Annotated in this window: 19 protein-coding genes; 4 read left to right on the plus strand and 15 right to left on the minus strand. The window is 63.4% G+C overall.

What is annotated here, in order from left to right; translation table 11 throughout:
- Positions 1-5: 5 nt before the first annotated feature.
- The 15 genes from L540_RS14080 to L540_RS14145 all read right to left on the minus strand — a co-directional run bounded on the left by L540_RS14080 (position 6) and on the right by L540_RS14145 (position 11154).
- Positions 6-365: a capsid cement protein gene (locus L540_RS14080; protein ID WP_048026448.1), complete on the minus strand. Its 360-nt coding sequence runs from the start codon at positions 363-365 to the stop codon at positions 6-8.
- A 45-nt stretch (positions 366-410) separates the two neighbouring features.
- Entirely contained in the window at positions 411-1418 is a 1008-nt protein-coding gene (locus L540_RS14085; protein WP_054471552.1) for a cell envelope integrity protein TolA, read from the minus strand.
- Between the two features lie 234 nt (positions 1419-1652).
- Positions 1653-2210 carry a phage virion morphogenesis family protein gene (locus L540_RS14090; RefSeq protein WP_010926892.1) on the minus strand — a complete coding sequence of 186 codons (558 nt, stop codon included), beginning with the start codon at positions 2208-2210 and terminating at the stop codon, positions 1653-1655.
- Between the two features lie 138 nt (positions 2211-2348).
- Entirely contained in the window at positions 2349-3689 is a 1341-nt protein-coding gene (locus L540_RS14095; protein WP_053073217.1) for a phage minor head protein, read from the minus strand.
- Positions 3682-5217, minus strand: a complete 1536-nt coding sequence (locus L540_RS14100) for a DUF935 domain-containing protein (protein ID WP_048026450.1) — start codon at positions 5215-5217, stop codon at positions 3682-3684. Before L540_RS14100 ends, L540_RS14095 begins: the two co-directional genes overlap by 8 nt.
- Positions 5217-6899, minus strand: coding sequence for a phage protein (locus L540_RS14105; protein WP_043208330.1), 1683 nt, complete (start codon positions 6897-6899; stop codon positions 5217-5219). Before L540_RS14105 ends, L540_RS14100 begins: the two co-directional genes overlap by 1 nt.
- Complete coding sequence (locus L540_RS14110; protein WP_043208332.1) at positions 6899-7450, minus strand: phage protein Gp27 family protein; 552 nt, start codon at positions 7448-7450, stop codon at positions 6899-6901. Before L540_RS14110 ends, L540_RS14105 begins: the two co-directional genes overlap by 1 nt.
- Positions 7451-7453: 3 nt before the next feature.
- A complete protein-coding gene (locus L540_RS14115; RefSeq protein WP_043208334.1) occupies positions 7454-7753 on the minus strand; it encodes a VpaChn25_0724 family phage protein in 300 nt (99 codons plus the stop codon).
- A gap of 10 nt (positions 7754-7763) precedes the next feature.
- Entirely contained in the window at positions 7764-8060 is a 297-nt protein-coding gene (locus tag L540_RS14120) for a DUF2730 family protein (protein WP_043208336.1), read from the minus strand.
- A gap of 111 nt (positions 8061-8171) precedes the next feature.
- A complete protein-coding gene (locus L540_RS14125) occupies positions 8172-8579 on the minus strand; it encodes a hypothetical protein (protein WP_043208338.1) in 408 nt (135 codons plus the stop codon).
- A complete protein-coding gene (locus tag L540_RS14130; RefSeq protein ID WP_082149643.1) occupies positions 8576-9211 on the minus strand; it encodes a transglycosylase SLT domain-containing protein in 636 nt (211 codons plus the stop codon). Before L540_RS14130 ends, L540_RS14125 begins: the two co-directional genes overlap by 4 nt.
- Complete coding sequence (locus L540_RS14135) at positions 9211-9591, minus strand: putative holin (protein WP_043208339.1); 381 nt, start codon at positions 9589-9591, stop codon at positions 9211-9213. Before L540_RS14135 ends, L540_RS14130 begins: the two co-directional genes overlap by 1 nt.
- A 93-nt stretch (positions 9592-9684) precedes the next feature.
- Positions 9685-10023 (minus strand): hypothetical protein, encoded by a 339-nt coding sequence (locus L540_RS21770; protein ID WP_131726016.1) that lies wholly within the window; start codon positions 10021-10023, stop codon positions 9685-9687.
- A gap of 82 nt (positions 10024-10105) precedes the next feature.
- Positions 10106-10717: a hypothetical protein gene (locus L540_RS14140; RefSeq protein ID WP_053073218.1), complete on the minus strand. Its 612-nt coding sequence runs from the start codon at positions 10715-10717 to the stop codon at positions 10106-10108.
- 2 nt (positions 10718-10719) lie between these two features.
- The gene (locus L540_RS14145; protein ID WP_068945274.1) at positions 10720-11154 is read right to left on the minus strand and encodes a helix-turn-helix domain-containing protein; all 435 of its coding nucleotides are present in this window, start codon (positions 11152-11154) and stop codon (positions 10720-10722) included.
- A gap of 107 nt (positions 11155-11261) precedes the next feature.
- Here L540_RS14145 and L540_RS14150 point away from each other — a divergent pair, with 107 nt between their 5' ends.
- From L540_RS14150 to L540_RS14165, 4 genes are all read left to right on the plus strand, one after another.
- Complete coding sequence (locus L540_RS14150) at positions 11262-11486, plus strand: DNA-binding protein (protein WP_033841483.1); 225 nt, start codon at positions 11262-11264, stop codon at positions 11484-11486.
- 160 nt (positions 11487-11646) lie between these two features.
- Positions 11647-12120: a MerR family transcriptional regulator gene (locus L540_RS14155; protein ID WP_043208343.1), complete on the plus strand. Its 474-nt coding sequence runs from the start codon at positions 11647-11649 to the stop codon at positions 12118-12120.
- Complete coding sequence (locus L540_RS14160) at positions 12117-12422, plus strand: helix-turn-helix domain-containing protein (protein WP_043208345.1); 306 nt, start codon at positions 12117-12119, stop codon at positions 12420-12422. The genes L540_RS14155 and L540_RS14160 overlap by 4 nt, the downstream gene beginning before the upstream one ends.
- 18 nt (positions 12423-12440) lie before the next feature.
- Entirely contained in the window at positions 12441-13334 is an 894-nt protein-coding gene (locus L540_RS14165) for a DUF3102 domain-containing protein (RefSeq protein WP_043208347.1), read from the plus strand.

Genomic DNA, 13334 nt, shown 5'->3' on the forward strand with positions numbered 1-13334 from the left:
ATGGCTTACACGCCGCCGGATGCCGGTTCGGTGCCACCTTGGATCAGCAGAACCTCGACAGTCTGGTCGGCCTCGGCATCCTCCAGGGCGATGGCGACCAAGACGCCCGTGGTTTGCGGAACCGCCGTCGCGCCAGCGCCGACCTCCAGGTTCTGGCCCTTGGTGATGGCGGCGCCGGCCTTGGCCGTGGACGTGCCCAGCACGTCATAGGGGAAATACTCGCCGGTGGCGGCCGGGGCAACGGCAATGCCAATGGCGGCCTCGCCGGCTGCTGCCGGCTCTCCGGCCAGGGTGACAAAGGTGTCGGCCGAGATGGCGGCGGCCGCCTCCAGCGACAGGGTCAGGATGGAAGTCTTTTGCGACATGGAAAACTCCTTGCAGTGGGTGCGTTGGCTGAAGGGCTGGACGTCTTAGCCGCCCACCGCCTTCACGGCGTCGAGCCAGGACACGCTGGGGTTCTTGGCCTGGAACTGCGTGGCGCGCGCGTGCAGATCCGTGCGGGTGGTATCCACATGCACCCCGGCCGGGGCCGCGAAGCTGATCGCGGCGGTGCTGCCGGCGTTGTCGGGGGACTTCTCGCGGTAGTCGATGCGGCTGGGCAGTGCCTTCAGCAGGTCGCGCAGCAGGGTGCTGGCCGGCTTGCTGACCTGCGTGCCGGCCTGGCTGAACGACAGCGGCGCGCTGTCGTTGGGTTGCACCAGCAGCAGCTCGACAACGGGCTCGACTTCGGCCGGCAGCAGCTTGCCGTCCTTGGCCAGCGCCTGGGCAAACTGGACGGCCTGCGAGCGTGCGGCTTCCTTGGCCTGCTTTTCGAGGGCTTGCTGGCCCTGCGCCACGCGTTCTTCGTCTTGCTTGAGTTTGGCTTCGCGGGCGGCCAGGTCGGCCTCCTTTTGCCGTTGCTGCTCTTCAGCGGTCTTGTCCATTTCGGAAGGCTCCTTGGGGTTGCCCGCAAAGTCTGCGGGGAAAGAAAATGACAGCGCCTTGCTGTCGGCAGAAAACTTCACCGCCGGCAAGCCGGTCACGGCCGGCGGCGCTGCGCCCAGCCAGCCGATGTGCTTGATGTACTTCTTGCCAGGCTTGGGATTGCCCGGGGTGTCAGGCAGGTAGAACGACGCGGATCGGTTCGGGAATCGCCCTTCGTTGACCATCTGGGCGAAGTTCACTTCGATCTGTTCGGACTCGACGACCAGGTACTCGCCATCGACGGTGAGCGACTTGGCCCAGCCCCAGGCGGGATCGTCCAGCTCGGGATGGCCGATGACGTGCGGCGCGCGCTGCACCGTGGGGTCGTAGGTGTCGGCGATTTCCTGCAGGTCGGCGACCGTGATCGTGACGCGCCGGCCGTCGCTGGCGACATGTGTGCCCGCCCGGAAGATCGGGATGCGCGGCTGTGCGAAGGAAGATGTTTGCGTGGTCATGCCGCCATCTTGGGCGGTCACGCTGCTGGCGTATTTTGAACGGGGGCAAAATATCGTGCCGCACCCCGATTCATGGATTGCTGGGGCCGGTCGTGAGATCGCTACGGGAGCATCCCGATGCCGATGGCCCGCCAGGGGGCCAGGTTGGCTTTATAAAGCGGGTCTAGGGCCGTTCGGGTATGTCGGGCGCACCCTGGCCGGAAAATGCGCCAGAGGGCCGATTTTCGGAAGTGCCTACTCGACCAGCTTTTGCAGGTAGCGTTGGCCGGCCGCTTCGATCTGCAGGTTGTCGTCTTCGGTGAGCTGCAGGAAGGGGCGCGCGGGAATGGTCACCGTCCACCCGGACTCGTTGGTCCAGCGCACCGTGCGCACGCGCTTGTGGCTATCGCGGGCGAACACCGCCAGGTTGCCATTGGCCCCCTGGCGCAGCAAGTTGCCTCGGGCATTCGTGCGCAGGCGCGTGGTGCCCGAGCGCGGGGCAAACTGAATCTCGCCGCCTTCCTGGTGAATGCGGGCGTACACGACGTTGGTGCCCACCAGTGCGCTGGACGCATCCCAATACTGGACGATGGAATTGCGCAGCCGCCCGGACTGCTGCAGCTTGCTGGGCTTCGTCCGGCTCGGGGCCAGGCCCAGCCATTTCGGCCGACCGCCTTGTTCGAAGTTCTCCGCGACGGCGTCCGACATCAGGAACGACACTTCCTTCATGAGGGGCCTGGCGTCGAGCAGTCCCTTTTCCAAGGCTGTAAAGGCTTTCTGGACCGCGTCGAAGGTTACCGTGTACCTGATCATTGGCTTATACTTGGTTTTGCTGCTGTGACGACAGAAAGACGCCGGGCTGTCGCTGGGGCCACCGCTAGGTGGCCGCTACGTGAGGGACACCCCATAAGGGAAACCGAGCTGGGGAATGGCGCCCCTCCACAGCAGCCCTCATTCCTCTACCAGGCCGCCTTCGATGACCTCGTAGCGCTTGGCCTTCAAATCCCCCACCTGTACCCGCCCGGCCGTGCGAATGGCATTGGCCGTGATGGCTTCCCGGCCGGCCTCGGTGTTGACGCGGGTGGTCCAGTTCACACGCACCACGGCTTTCTTCGCATCGCGTCCGGCCAAGCGCAGCACATACACCAAGGCCGGATCGTCCGCGTCCCACAGCACCGCACGTGCGTTGGCCAGCAGCGCCGGCAGGTTCAGGATGTCTTCCAGCGAAAGCGCTGCGCCCCGCTTGGACTTGGTCTGCCGCGCCAGGTGCAGCAGCTCGGTATCACGCATCGCCAGGGCCGCGCTGACCATGTCGACGCCACGGTGCGCGACCGCTTCGATGACCGCCGGGCTGGCCGTGCCCAGGACTCGGTAGGTGTTCCTGGCCTGGCCGGCATCCAGCACTCCTTGCGCCCAACGGCGGTATTCAGCCGCCAGCGGCGTCTGCAGCCGGGTATTGCTGGCCATGAGGCCGGCGCCCAGGTCGGGGCTGGCATGCTCGACCTTGTCGCCCAAGACCTGGGCCAGGCCATCCCGACCCCACGACGCCAGGTCTGGACGTCGGCCGAAGCCCGGCCCGGGCACAAACCGGGCTTTCGTCGTCGGATCGGTGAAAACCTTGGCCGGCCGGGTTTCGTTGCCGACGAGCTGCTCGGCATCGCTCAGGTACTGCTCACCGTCCAGGACATCCAACTCGCGTGCGTCGACCATGGCCTGGCTCAACGCCCGGACGCCACAGCGGCACTGGTAGTCGCATGGCGGAAAGTGGCTATTCCATACGGGGTCGTCGTACCGGAAAACCTTGCCGTGCATCGCAGCGTGGCCAGGCCGGGTCTTGCTGTCCATGACGGCGACGTATTGCCAGAACGGAGCGATATCGACCTGCTGGCTCAACTGGCGGTACTTGCCGGCCATCAGGGCCGACTGCATGTTCGTGCGGAAAATGTTCTTCAGCCGGTAGCCGGGCAGGTTCGCGGCAACTTCGCCGGTGTCCGCGTCCGCGTGCAACCCACGGCCGAGGCGATGCCAGCCCCGCGTGCGCAGCGTATCCTCCAGGCCGGCCTTGAACGACGCATAGGTTTTTCCATCGTCCAGGCTGCGCTGCAGCTCGCCTTTGATGTCCTGCAGGACGTCCAGCTTGGCAATGCCCGTGACCGTGAAGGCACGTTCACGCGCGGCATCCCACGCATCCAGCGCGTTGGTACTGAGCCGATAGCCCCGGCCTTTGAAGTATTCAATGGCATCGACCGGGGGGAGCCCGATGGCATAGGCCAGATCCGGCGCGCTAGGCATTGCCCGCGTCCTGGTCGCTGATCTGTCCCCACAGATCGGCCACGAAGATGGCGCGCGCCACGCGCTCGTGCAGCTGCGCGTCGTCCATCTCCGGGATGGCCTTGAGCAGCAGCTCAGCAGCCTCTTCCGGCGATGCTCCCGCCCGGATGGCTGCTACAACGGGCGCCAGGACCGGGTCCATATCCGCGTCGACCTGGTCGCCCGGCAGCGACTGCACGGCCCGGTCCAGGCGCGCCTGTGCCGCGACCAAGGGGGCAAGGGTCGGGTCAGCACGCCGGCCGGCCACCGGCGCCGCGAAGGCGACCGGCGTGGGTGCGCCAATGCCTGGCGCCGGCGCGGGCGACTTTTCCCACATGCCGCCATAGGTCTGCTGCACATAGGCCAGCGTCGGCCGAAAGCCCGTGGTGCGAGCGACGATCTCGTCGCGCTCTGCGCGCGTCTTCAGGTCTTCCGGCTCCTCTACCTCGCGGAATACGCGCGGCGGCTGGGCGTCGGGAAAGTTCCAGGCGGTAAGCCAGCGCGCCGGGCCAAGGTTGAACGACTCGCACACCAGGTCGGCATCCGCCTTGATCAGGTCGCGGCGCACGTCCCCCTGCAGCTGGTCGTTGCCCAGCCGGCCCGGGGTGCCTTGCGAGCTGGCCGTTTGGCCCAGCACCACCTTGGCCATGGTGTTGTCCATGGTGTCGTGCAGGGACTTGTAGTCCGCTGCGCCCGAGCGTGCCGCTTCCAGCAGCTCCAGCGTCATCCCTTCCGGGATGATCACGGCCGAATCGGTGCCCATGGCCGCAGCGGCCTGCAGCAGCCTGGTCTTGTCTGCCGGGGTAGCCGACTGAGCGTCGTACTTGCCGACGCGAGAGGGCTGGCCGAACTTGTCCAGGAACGTCAGCCAGAAGCGGATGCCCTGGCGCTTGAAGAACACCGGCCAGTACAGCCAGTGGCCCAGCCCTTGACCGTACGGTTCATCGTCATTGTCCGCCCCGGTGGCGAAGTGCCAGAAGTACGGGCCTTCAGCAGGCACGCCTTCGAGCATGTCGTTGGGGGTGAGCATGCGCAGCCCGCCCTCGGGGTCGAAGCGAAAGCGCCGCCGGTTGCGCACCTTGATCTTTTCGATACCGACCAAGCCATCCATCCGGGCATAGATCAGTTCGGATACTGCATAGCCGTAGAACACGCCGAACAGCATCAGGCTGGTAACGCGGTCCCAGCCCACGCGGTTCAGTTCGGCCGACAGAGCGTCGGCCGCGCGCTTGTCGACGGCGGCCTCGCTGGCCGGCTCGACCCGCCAGTTGCACTGCGTGACGGCCAGCTGGCGCTGGGCGAAAACGCTTTTCACCTGGGGATCGGAATAGACCGATTCGTATAGCGTCAGATTGCCCTGGCTGCGCATGCGCAGCACCGAGTCCGTGTTGACCAGCAGCGGCCCGACATACCCACGGGTAATGTCCATGCCGTTTGCGATGGTGGCGATCTCGCGGTTCAGTTCGGGGCTGGGCGCCGCCCCGACTTTCTTGCCTTTCTTCGTGGCCACTAGAAGCCTCCAAAATCGGTGCCACCGGCGACAGTGCCGAAGCCGGTGTCGGTGAATCTCGTTGCCCCAGGCACGCCTTCCTGGGCGCCAGCGGCCAGGCTTTCACGGGGGCCGGTGGACTGGCTTTCAATCGGCACTACGTCGGTGAGCGTGGCGAACCAGGCCAAGGCCAGCGCGATGGCCGTATCGCCGTGGCGCTTCAGATCGGGGTCGTTCAGGTCAGCCTTGCGGATGGCCGCCACCATCGGGATGCCGTCGATTTCTTCGATGTCGCGCAGGTCCTGCGCCGTGTTGTCGTCTTTGGGCAGGTCGATGACGCCGTCTTCGAATGCCTGGATCAGCTTGGGCATCCAGGTGCCATACCAAGCCCGGTTGAGCTTGATCTGCGCCACCTTGTGATGGCCGAACTCGTCGGCGGTGTACTCGGCAAGGGTTTCACCCGATCCGGTCGCATCCATGGCAGCTGTGAATCGCGGCAATCCCCTCAGGATGGCCCACAGGATTTGCTCTTGCTGGCGCGTGGGAACCCGGTGCATTTCCACGATGAACGGGCAATGGCGGGTCAGGTTCAGCCGGACAGCAAGCGGGACGATGATGGAGAAGTCGCGGTGGCGTGCAAAGTCCTGCCCGAGCCCGTGACGTTCCTTGGGATTGAGCCTGGCCAGCAATGGCGCCAGATGCGTATTGATCCAATCTTCAACGAAGGATTCTCGCTCCCGCGTGGTGAGCTGCAGGAAGTCGTCGCCCAGCGCCAAACGCAACACGGGGCGCTCTTCGCGCATGCTGTTTTCGATCCAGATCGAAGGCAGGCACACGCCACTGCCGTCGCGCGGGATGGCATCCAGCTCCTCCCGCATGGCGGCCCTACGTACCCCGTAGCTGTTGCGAATCTTGGCGTACCACTTGGCCTTGCCCTCAGCGGTGGCCTGCCAGCGCTTCATCAGGCAGACGCGCTCGTAGAGCCCATTGCCCACGGCGTCGTCGAAGGTAACCCGGTACACCGCCGCGTCTTCCCCATATCGGCCGGCCTCGATATCGCGGATCAGGAGGTTGAACGGGTTTCCCTTGCCGTTGTGCGACGAAATGATGGCGATTTCTCCGCCCCAGATCAGAAGCGCCGTAGCCGCGTCGATCACGCCCTGGACGTCAGGGTGAAATGCCGCTTCGTCGATCACCACCTTACCCTGCAGGCCCCGGATGTTTGCGGGGCGCGACGAAAGCGCCGTGATCTGGAATCCAGAAGCAAAGCGGATGCGGTAGCTGGTGATCTGGCGGCTGTGGCCATGCTCGTCCTGGTCTTCGAACAGGAACTCTTCGATTTCGGAGACCCCCTGGCGCTGGGCCTGGGCAATCACCCGGGCAAACTTGGCGCAATAGCCTATGAACTCAAGGCCCTTTTCCTTGGTATCGCCCACATAGAAGATGTTGTCGCCGCCGGCGGACTTGCGCGAGGCAGCCTTGATCGTGTCGTCCAGGGCCTCGCAGAACGTGATGCCCGTGCGCCGGCCCTTCGGCGCCACCTTGATGGCGGCGCGAATCTTGAGCCATTCCACCTGGTGGCGCATCAAGACGCCATCGGCCAGCGGATTGAAGCCTTCGGGAACTTCCCGCACCGACGCGGGCAGTTCGTCCCACTCGACTACGCGCAGCGTGCTGCCCAACGGTTTGATGACGGCGGCCATCAGACAATCCCCAGGACTTTCTCACGCCAGAACTGGACCTGATCGGCATCCATGCCTTGGGCACGCGCCGCTTCCTGCAAGTTCGCATCCTGCTCGCGCAGCAGCTTCTCGCGTGCAGCTCGTTCGACAGCCTGGCGTTCCTTGATCGACATGGTTCTGGCTTCCATGGCGGCCTTGGCCGCGCGCGCCAGCTGCGCCACCTCTTTGATCGACACCTCTTTGTCGGCGTCGTGAGCAGCCAGCGCCGCGTTGGCCGCCAGCGTGGTGACGGCCTGCGCCAGCAGTGCGCCGGCCTTGTCACCCACACCGTCGCCCAGTTCGTCGATCATGGCGGCAGCACCGGCCTCGATCTCTCGCATGCGGCCGGTCAGCTCGTCGAAGCTGGTCTTGTAGCGGTGCAGGCTGGACCGGCTGGGCGGTTCCTCGCCCGGAAACTTGGCGCGCAAGTCGGCGATCAGCTCGTCGAGCGTGAGCCGGTCTTCGCGCAGCAGCCTTTCCAGATGCTGGCGCACTGGCACGGGCAAGCGCTTGATGTTGGATTGTCGGGCCATGGCTCACGCTCCAGGGCGCTTCACGCCCGGAACGGTGGCGCGCCCTTTGGCAACGTCTTCACCGCGCTCCAGCAGCGTGGCCACCAGCACGGGCTCCATGTCTTCGACGCTGACCAGCCCTTGCTCCTCCAACCAGCGCAGCTCGGTCTTGACCTGGTCACGCGTCATTGCATGCCCGTAACCTTCCAGCGCCGAAGCCAATACCGAGCTATTCGCCCGATACCCGGCCAGCTCAGACAGCAGCCGCAGAATGACCAACCGTTGGTCATGGCGCAGGAAGTCGGCGAACTTGGTTTTGTTCATCGCGTGAATCTCACTTATGGGTCAACAGGTAATCACTGATGCGATCCACGCTACGAGCCAAAGGGGCAATGGCTCGTTCAACGCTTTCCAAGCCGACTTTGACGGCTTTCATGTCGCCAGCCAGCTCGTTCACTACCGACTGATCCGGTAGGTGGCGCATCTGCTCTTCCAGCGCGGTGACCCGCTGCTGCAGCTTGCTGACATCTGCGGCATTGGCGGCATCACGCTTGGCCAGGTAGGCATAAATGCCCACTGCGCCGCTCACCAGGTATTGCAGCCAGGAAGAAACGTTCAAATCGAAGCTCATTGGCTTTCCCGCGGTCGATTGACGTGGTCCACGTAGTCGATGAAGCGACCCGCACAGACACCGTAGAGGTCGTACATGCCCTTGAGCGCCATGGCCGCAGCGTCAGGGCTGTTATCGGTTGGCCGGATCACCGGCGGACACCGCACCTCGTATTCCGCCGGCTGCACGTTGGTCGGCGGCATCGGCGGCGGCGGTAATGAGCCGCATGCTGTCAGCGTCAAAGCTGCACAGCACGCGCTCATGGGCAGTCTTGGCGAGCGCATTTTTCAGTTCCTTGGTGGACGTCTTGTCGGCGACTTCAATGCGGGCCAGAGCCTCCCGCATTGCCTTGCTGGCAGCGTGGCTTTGCTGGATATCGTCCGCGACCTGGTTGAGCCTGGTACCGAGGCTCACCACTTCCGCGCGGTCGTGTTCGGCCTGAACGGCCAGCGCGCCGCTGTCGTAGCCGGCGTCATAGCCCAGCATCAGGGATATCGCTGCAATGACAAGTCCCGCGACTATTGACCAGGCCAGGTTCATGAGCAGACCCCCAGCCCCCAGCCCGCCTGGATATAGGTCGGCTGGTGGTGATACAGAATGCGCTTCGGGTAGTCGCGGTTCTCGCGCCAATTGGCGGCGGAACGGCCGGCATTGACCTGTTCCACCGATCCGAACCAAACCAGCGGGTCGAGCCCCTTACTCGATGCCAGCTTCTTGTCGCGGTTCACCCATCCCAGCCCGCCGTTGTAGGCGGACAGGGCGAAAGCCCAGCGCTGGCATGCGCTGGCGGCTCGGATGCGCTCATAGAGCCACAGGTCGTAGGTCACCAGCGCCCGCATGGCCCAGCTCGGGTTGTAGGGGTCGTTAGAGGCCAGCGCCGGAAACAGACCAGCAATCCACTCGGCCGTGGCTGGCATGAACTGCGCCATGCCTTGGGCACCCACGGGTGACCTGGCATTGCTGCGCCAGCGGCTTTCCTGGTGAATCTGTGCGGCAAACATCGGCACCGGCGCGTCCATGCCAACCAGGGTGCGGGCATTGCGGGTCAGTTCGCTGCGGTGCTTCAGAGCAGCCTGGGGAACCTCTGCTGCCGGGACCGGCTGCACCGCGCAGGACGCGATAGCCAGCAGCACCGCACCGGACCAGGCCCGGCGTAGAAGGCGGCGCATCATTACAGCCCCAGTGCAACGCCGACGACGACCCCGGCCACGATGATGGCGCGGCGCAGTGTGGCCGCAATGAACGCCCAGCGGTAAGTGTCTACGATGGGGTAATCGACCTGGTTGAACTGGCCTTGATTGCCGCAGCGCCAGTCCGCGACCAGGTAGCCGTCAGGCCGAGCGTACGGGAACAGCGCGCGGTCCAGCCAGTAAGCGGCGACTGCCGCCAGGCTGATTAGCGACAGCTTGTAGATGACCACGGGCAGCTGGGCGGGCGAGACGGCAGCAATGGCTGCCACCAGGCAAACCGCCATCAAGATGAACGTGGTCAGGCGCGGCAGCAGCCGGCGAAACAGCGAAGGGGTCGAGGGAAAGTCGTGAGTGCGGGACATGCGACGCTCCGGTAGTTGATGTCGGTGTACGTCGCCATTCTTGGCGAACCGACCCGGAGCGTCTTTTGAACGCGGGCAAAACTCGTATGAGCTTTATTCGTGGGCCAATTTTTGCAACAAGGCACCGGCGCCGCGCATGGCTGCACGGTAATCATTGGGAGCCAGTTCGCCGCAGTACATCTGAAAATTCCCAGCGTCGGTGTTATCGGCGCTGCCCGAAACCATGATGACCATTCTCCAAGCGCATGCTTGCACCGGGTCCTTGTCTTGTCCGGCATATGGAAGGTCGGTGTAGCCGAATGCGAGATTACGCTGGGCCTGGTAGTCACCGGCTAGAGCTGCAGCTTTTACTTCCGCGTACGAGGCCGCGTCAGCGTTACTTGGTCCAATAACGACCAACAGGGGAATGAGATAGACAAGGAGTTGTCGCATTTTTCTTCCAGCTGCGAACCAACAAATCACGAGGAAAATGCTGGTTATTTGGTTGCGATATTCGCTTTTGGTTACGTGCCAGCTAAAAAAACCGGCCCAAGATGAATCCAAGAAGAAGTGTGACCGCCAACCAATGCCATGTAAAGCGCCGCTCCGCTGGCAGCGGTGATGGCGCCATCTTGGCGGGGTGTGTGGCTGGAGGCTCGTGCTCGTAGGCTGATTTCGGAGGAGCCCAGTCGTGTGCAAAGCCCAGGGTGGCTTGCAATTGTTCCCGCGTGAGCAGCTTGAACTGGCTGGTGCCGAAGTTGCGGCTGCAGAATAGCTCTACTTCGGCCCGGTTATCTTTCTCCGAGGAGACGCGTAGCACCTTGGAAACCAAGCCGCGCAATAGGCTTTCTTCGCGTCGTCCAGTCAGGTGATCCTTTAGAACCTGCTCAGCCAGATCGAATTGCGCTCGGGTTAGGTCTTGGACGCTTTTAACGCCAAGCTTCGCGTGAACGATTCGCCATACGTCCCACGGCTCATCGTCAAACTCCTCTGTGATCGTGCGCACCAGGTCGTTGAGGGCTCTTCGCTGCGCAGGGACTAAATCAGCACCAGGGTTTGAATCCGCTTCCGGCTTGACGAAGTTGAAATTGACGATGTCTCCTGCCGTGACCTGACCGACCTGGCCACGAAAAATCTGAGTCTCCACTGTTATTTCTTCCTCTTGCTGCCGCCCATATTGATGGTCGTACCCTCTTGTGGAGCGTCGACATACTGACCCACCTGGCCGTGGAAAACCTGTTTCACACGCTTGGATGGCATGGGCACCGATGGCGCGTGGCCACCTGACAATAAAACCGCGAGCGCCGAATTTCTTACCTGCGGCGGCGCATCCCGATAGTGCTGAAGCAACACCAGCTCGTCTGCTGTCAATGATGGCGCAGCAGCTCCTCGGTGGCCCGTAATGACGTAGCCAACGTCAATGCCGATGCGGGCCACGGCCGCCAGATAGGCGGTATCCGGCGAGCGCACGCCTTTTTCGTAGTTGATCTGCGCCAACTTTCGAACGCCCCCTACCTCGCCAAGGGCCGCTTGGCTAAGGCTTAGCCGCTCTCGTTCCTCACGAAGACGGTCGCCGATATCCAAAAGAATCCTCCAAATGCGACTTGACAGGTATTCATTCGAATACCATAATCACATCGCACCAGTTAACACCACGCCGTACCAGTTCACACAAACCGGGACGTATCACCATGACCAAAACCCGCAAGCAAGTCCGCGAGGAGCTGCAACGCAAGGGCATTCCGTTGTCCGCCATAGCCCGGCGGCACAACTTCAATGCCAATCTGCTGTACGCCATCATCAACGACGACGACGCGAACCCGAAGCGCAAATGCCGCTTCGGCGAATCGCACAACATCGCCGTGACTCTCGGCCTGAAAGAGGGCGAGCTGGTCCGCCAGCCTATCGCTGCATGACCGGCCTTATGCCTTCGTTCGTCGTCGCTGGTCCCCTAGTCGGTGCCTCCGAGTTATTCACACTACCCGCATTATGCAGGCAGAAAAGCTTTTGTGAAGGGCAAAAAACCGACTTTGTTTGGACGCAGCTTTCCCTAATTTGCATTGGGGATTTCTAGAAATGCGCCGAAATTGGAAGTCGGTCTACCCGACGAGCCTGCTGGATGCCTTGCGCCTGGCCAAGGATTTCGCCCGCGAGAAGCGCAATTTCTCGGTCGAGCGCATCGCCGACCTGATGGGCGTCAGCCATGACGTTCTCTACAAATGGCTGGCCACCGGCCGCATGCCGGCCAACATGATCCCCCCCTACGAGCACGCATGCGGCTGCACGTTTGTGTCCCGCTGGCTGGCTACCTCGACCGGCAAGCTCGTCATCGACATCCCTGCGGGCAAGGCCGCCACCACTCAGGAAATGCACACGCTGCAGGCGGTTCTGCATGACACGGTCGGCAAGCTCCTCGGCTTCTACGACGGTAGCGCCGCATCAGAGGACGTTCTGGCCGTCGTCCAGCGCGGTCTGGAAGGCTTGGCCTGGCATCGCCAGAACGTCCTGCAACACGAAACCCCCCAGCTTGACTTCGGAGCCCCGCAATGAGTCGCACCGCCGTTTGCTCGTCCGCGCAGCGTGTCCTGCGCATCTGGAAGGCCCTGCGTGGTCACACGCTAACTGGCCTGTCCAATCAGGAGATCGCCCAACGGGCGTCGGAATCCCCGGCCAATGTCACGCGCGCGCTGGCCACCCTGATGGCTGAGGGCCTGGTCGTCAAGTACGAGACCGGCCGCTATGCCCATGGCATCGCCACGCTGCAGATCGCCCAGGCGCACGCCAATCACTGTGACCAGCTAACGACCCGCATGGCCGAAGTCAACCAGCGTATTGCCGCTGGAGTCCAGTAACCAAGGAGAAAGCGCCAAATGGCACGCACAAAGAACATCCTCGCCAAAGACGGCATCGAACCGCAAATCGATGGCGACGCCCTGGTCGCCGCACAGGCGGCTGCTGCGGAACGCAGCGCCTTGGTACTTCAGCAATTCGGCGACGGCTTGCCGTACGAGCGCGCCCGCCTGGTCAACGAGGCCAGGTTCTATATGGCGCAGTCCGCCGAGGCGATGCTGGAGGCCGGCAAGCGGTTGATCCTCATGAAGGAACACGAGCCGCATGGAGATTTCATCCAGATCGTCGAGGATCAGCTTGGAATTGGTGCCCGGGTCGCCCAACACATGATGCGGGCCGCACTGAAGTACCTCTCGCCCCAACTGGAGTCAAAAGCGAAAGCGCTTTCGCTTTTGGGCAAGACCAAGCTCCTGGAGCTGGTGACGGAGTCGGACGAAGACCTCGCGGCCCTGGCTGACGGGGGCACCATCGCTGGCCTGACCTTGGACGAGATCGACACGATGACGTCGCGGGAGCTGAAGGCCGCGCTGCGCGAAGCCCGCGACGAGGGCAAGGCGAAAGACCAGCTGCTGGCCGACAAGAACACCAAGCTGGACAAGATGCAGGCCGACCTGAGCAGCTTGAAGCGGCGGATCAAGGCGACATCCCCGGACGAGCAGGCAGAGCAGCTGCGCCGCGAGTTCACCGCCGAAGCGCACGCCGTGGAACATAGCATCCGTCAGGCCCTGAAGGACGGTATCGAAAAGCTGCAGCAGCATGCGGCCGAAGCCGGCCAGGCCGACACCTCGCACAACACCTTCATCGCTGCCTCGCTGGCGACTGTCCGCCAGGCTCTCGCCGACCTGCATGCCGAGTTCGGCCTGGCCGAGGTTGCGGTATCCGAAGACACGCCCGCCTGGGTGAATGGGGAATAA

It is taken from the genome of Bordetella pseudohinzii, from assembly GCF_000657795.2.
GTDB classification, from domain to species: Bacteria; Pseudomonadota; Gammaproteobacteria; order Burkholderiales; family Burkholderiaceae_B; genus Bordetella; species Bordetella pseudohinzii.

Excerpts from the sequence above, each read along its gene's own strand:
- L540_RS14115 (WP_043208334.1), bottom strand. The coding sequence starts at position 7,753 with ATGAACAAAACCAAGTTCGCCGACTTCCTGCGCCATGACCAACGGTTG.
- L540_RS14080 (WP_048026448.1), bottom strand. The coding sequence starts at position 365 with ATGTCGCAAAAGACTTCCATCCTGACCCTGTCGCTGGAGGCGGCCGCC.
- L540_RS14165 (WP_043208347.1), top strand. The coding sequence starts at position 12,441 with ATGGCACGCACAAAGAACATCCTCGCCAAAGACGGCATCGAACCGCAA.
- L540_RS14150 (WP_033841483.1), top strand. The coding sequence starts at position 11,262 with ATGACCAAAACCCGCAAGCAAGTCCGCGAGGAGCTGCAACGCAAGGGC.
- L540_RS14120 (WP_043208336.1), bottom strand. The coding sequence starts at position 8,060 with ATGAGCTTCGATTTGAACGTTTCTTCCTGGCTGCAATACCTGGTGAGC.
- L540_RS14090 (WP_010926892.1), bottom strand. The coding sequence starts at position 2,210 with ATGATCAGGTACACGGTAACCTTCGACGCGGTCCAGAAAGCCTTTACA.
- L540_RS14105 (WP_043208330.1), bottom strand. The coding sequence starts at position 6,899 with ATGGCCGCCGTCATCAAACCGTTGGGCAGCACGCTGCGCGTAGTCGAG.
- L540_RS14135 (WP_043208339.1), bottom strand. The coding sequence starts at position 9,591 with ATGTCCCGCACTCACGACTTTCCCTCGACCCCTTCGCTGTTTCGCCGG.
- L540_RS14110 (WP_043208332.1), bottom strand. The coding sequence starts at position 7,450 with ATGGCCCGACAATCCAACATCAAGCGCTTGCCCGTGCCAGTGCGCCAG.
- L540_RS14155 (WP_043208343.1), top strand. The coding sequence starts at position 11,647 with ATGCGCCGAAATTGGAAGTCGGTCTACCCGACGAGCCTGCTGGATGCC.
- L540_RS14095 (WP_053073217.1), bottom strand. The coding sequence starts at position 3,689 with ATGCCTAGCGCGCCGGATCTGGCCTATGCCATCGGGCTCCCCCCGGTC.
- L540_RS14130 (WP_082149643.1), bottom strand. The coding sequence starts at position 9,211 with ATGATGCGCCGCCTTCTACGCCGGGCCTGGTCCGGTGCGGTGCTGCTG.
- L540_RS14085 (WP_054471552.1), bottom strand. The coding sequence starts at position 1,418 with ATGACCACGCAAACATCTTCCTTCGCACAGCCGCGCATCCCGATCTTC.
- L540_RS14125 (WP_043208338.1), bottom strand. The coding sequence starts at position 8,579 with ATGAACCTGGCCTGGTCAATAGTCGCGGGACTTGTCATTGCAGCGATA.
- L540_RS21770 (WP_131726016.1), bottom strand. The coding sequence starts at position 10,023 with ATGCGACAACTCCTTGTCTATCTCATTCCCCTGTTGGTCGTTATTGGA.
- L540_RS14160 (WP_043208345.1), top strand. The coding sequence starts at position 12,117 with ATGAGTCGCACCGCCGTTTGCTCGTCCGCGCAGCGTGTCCTGCGCATC.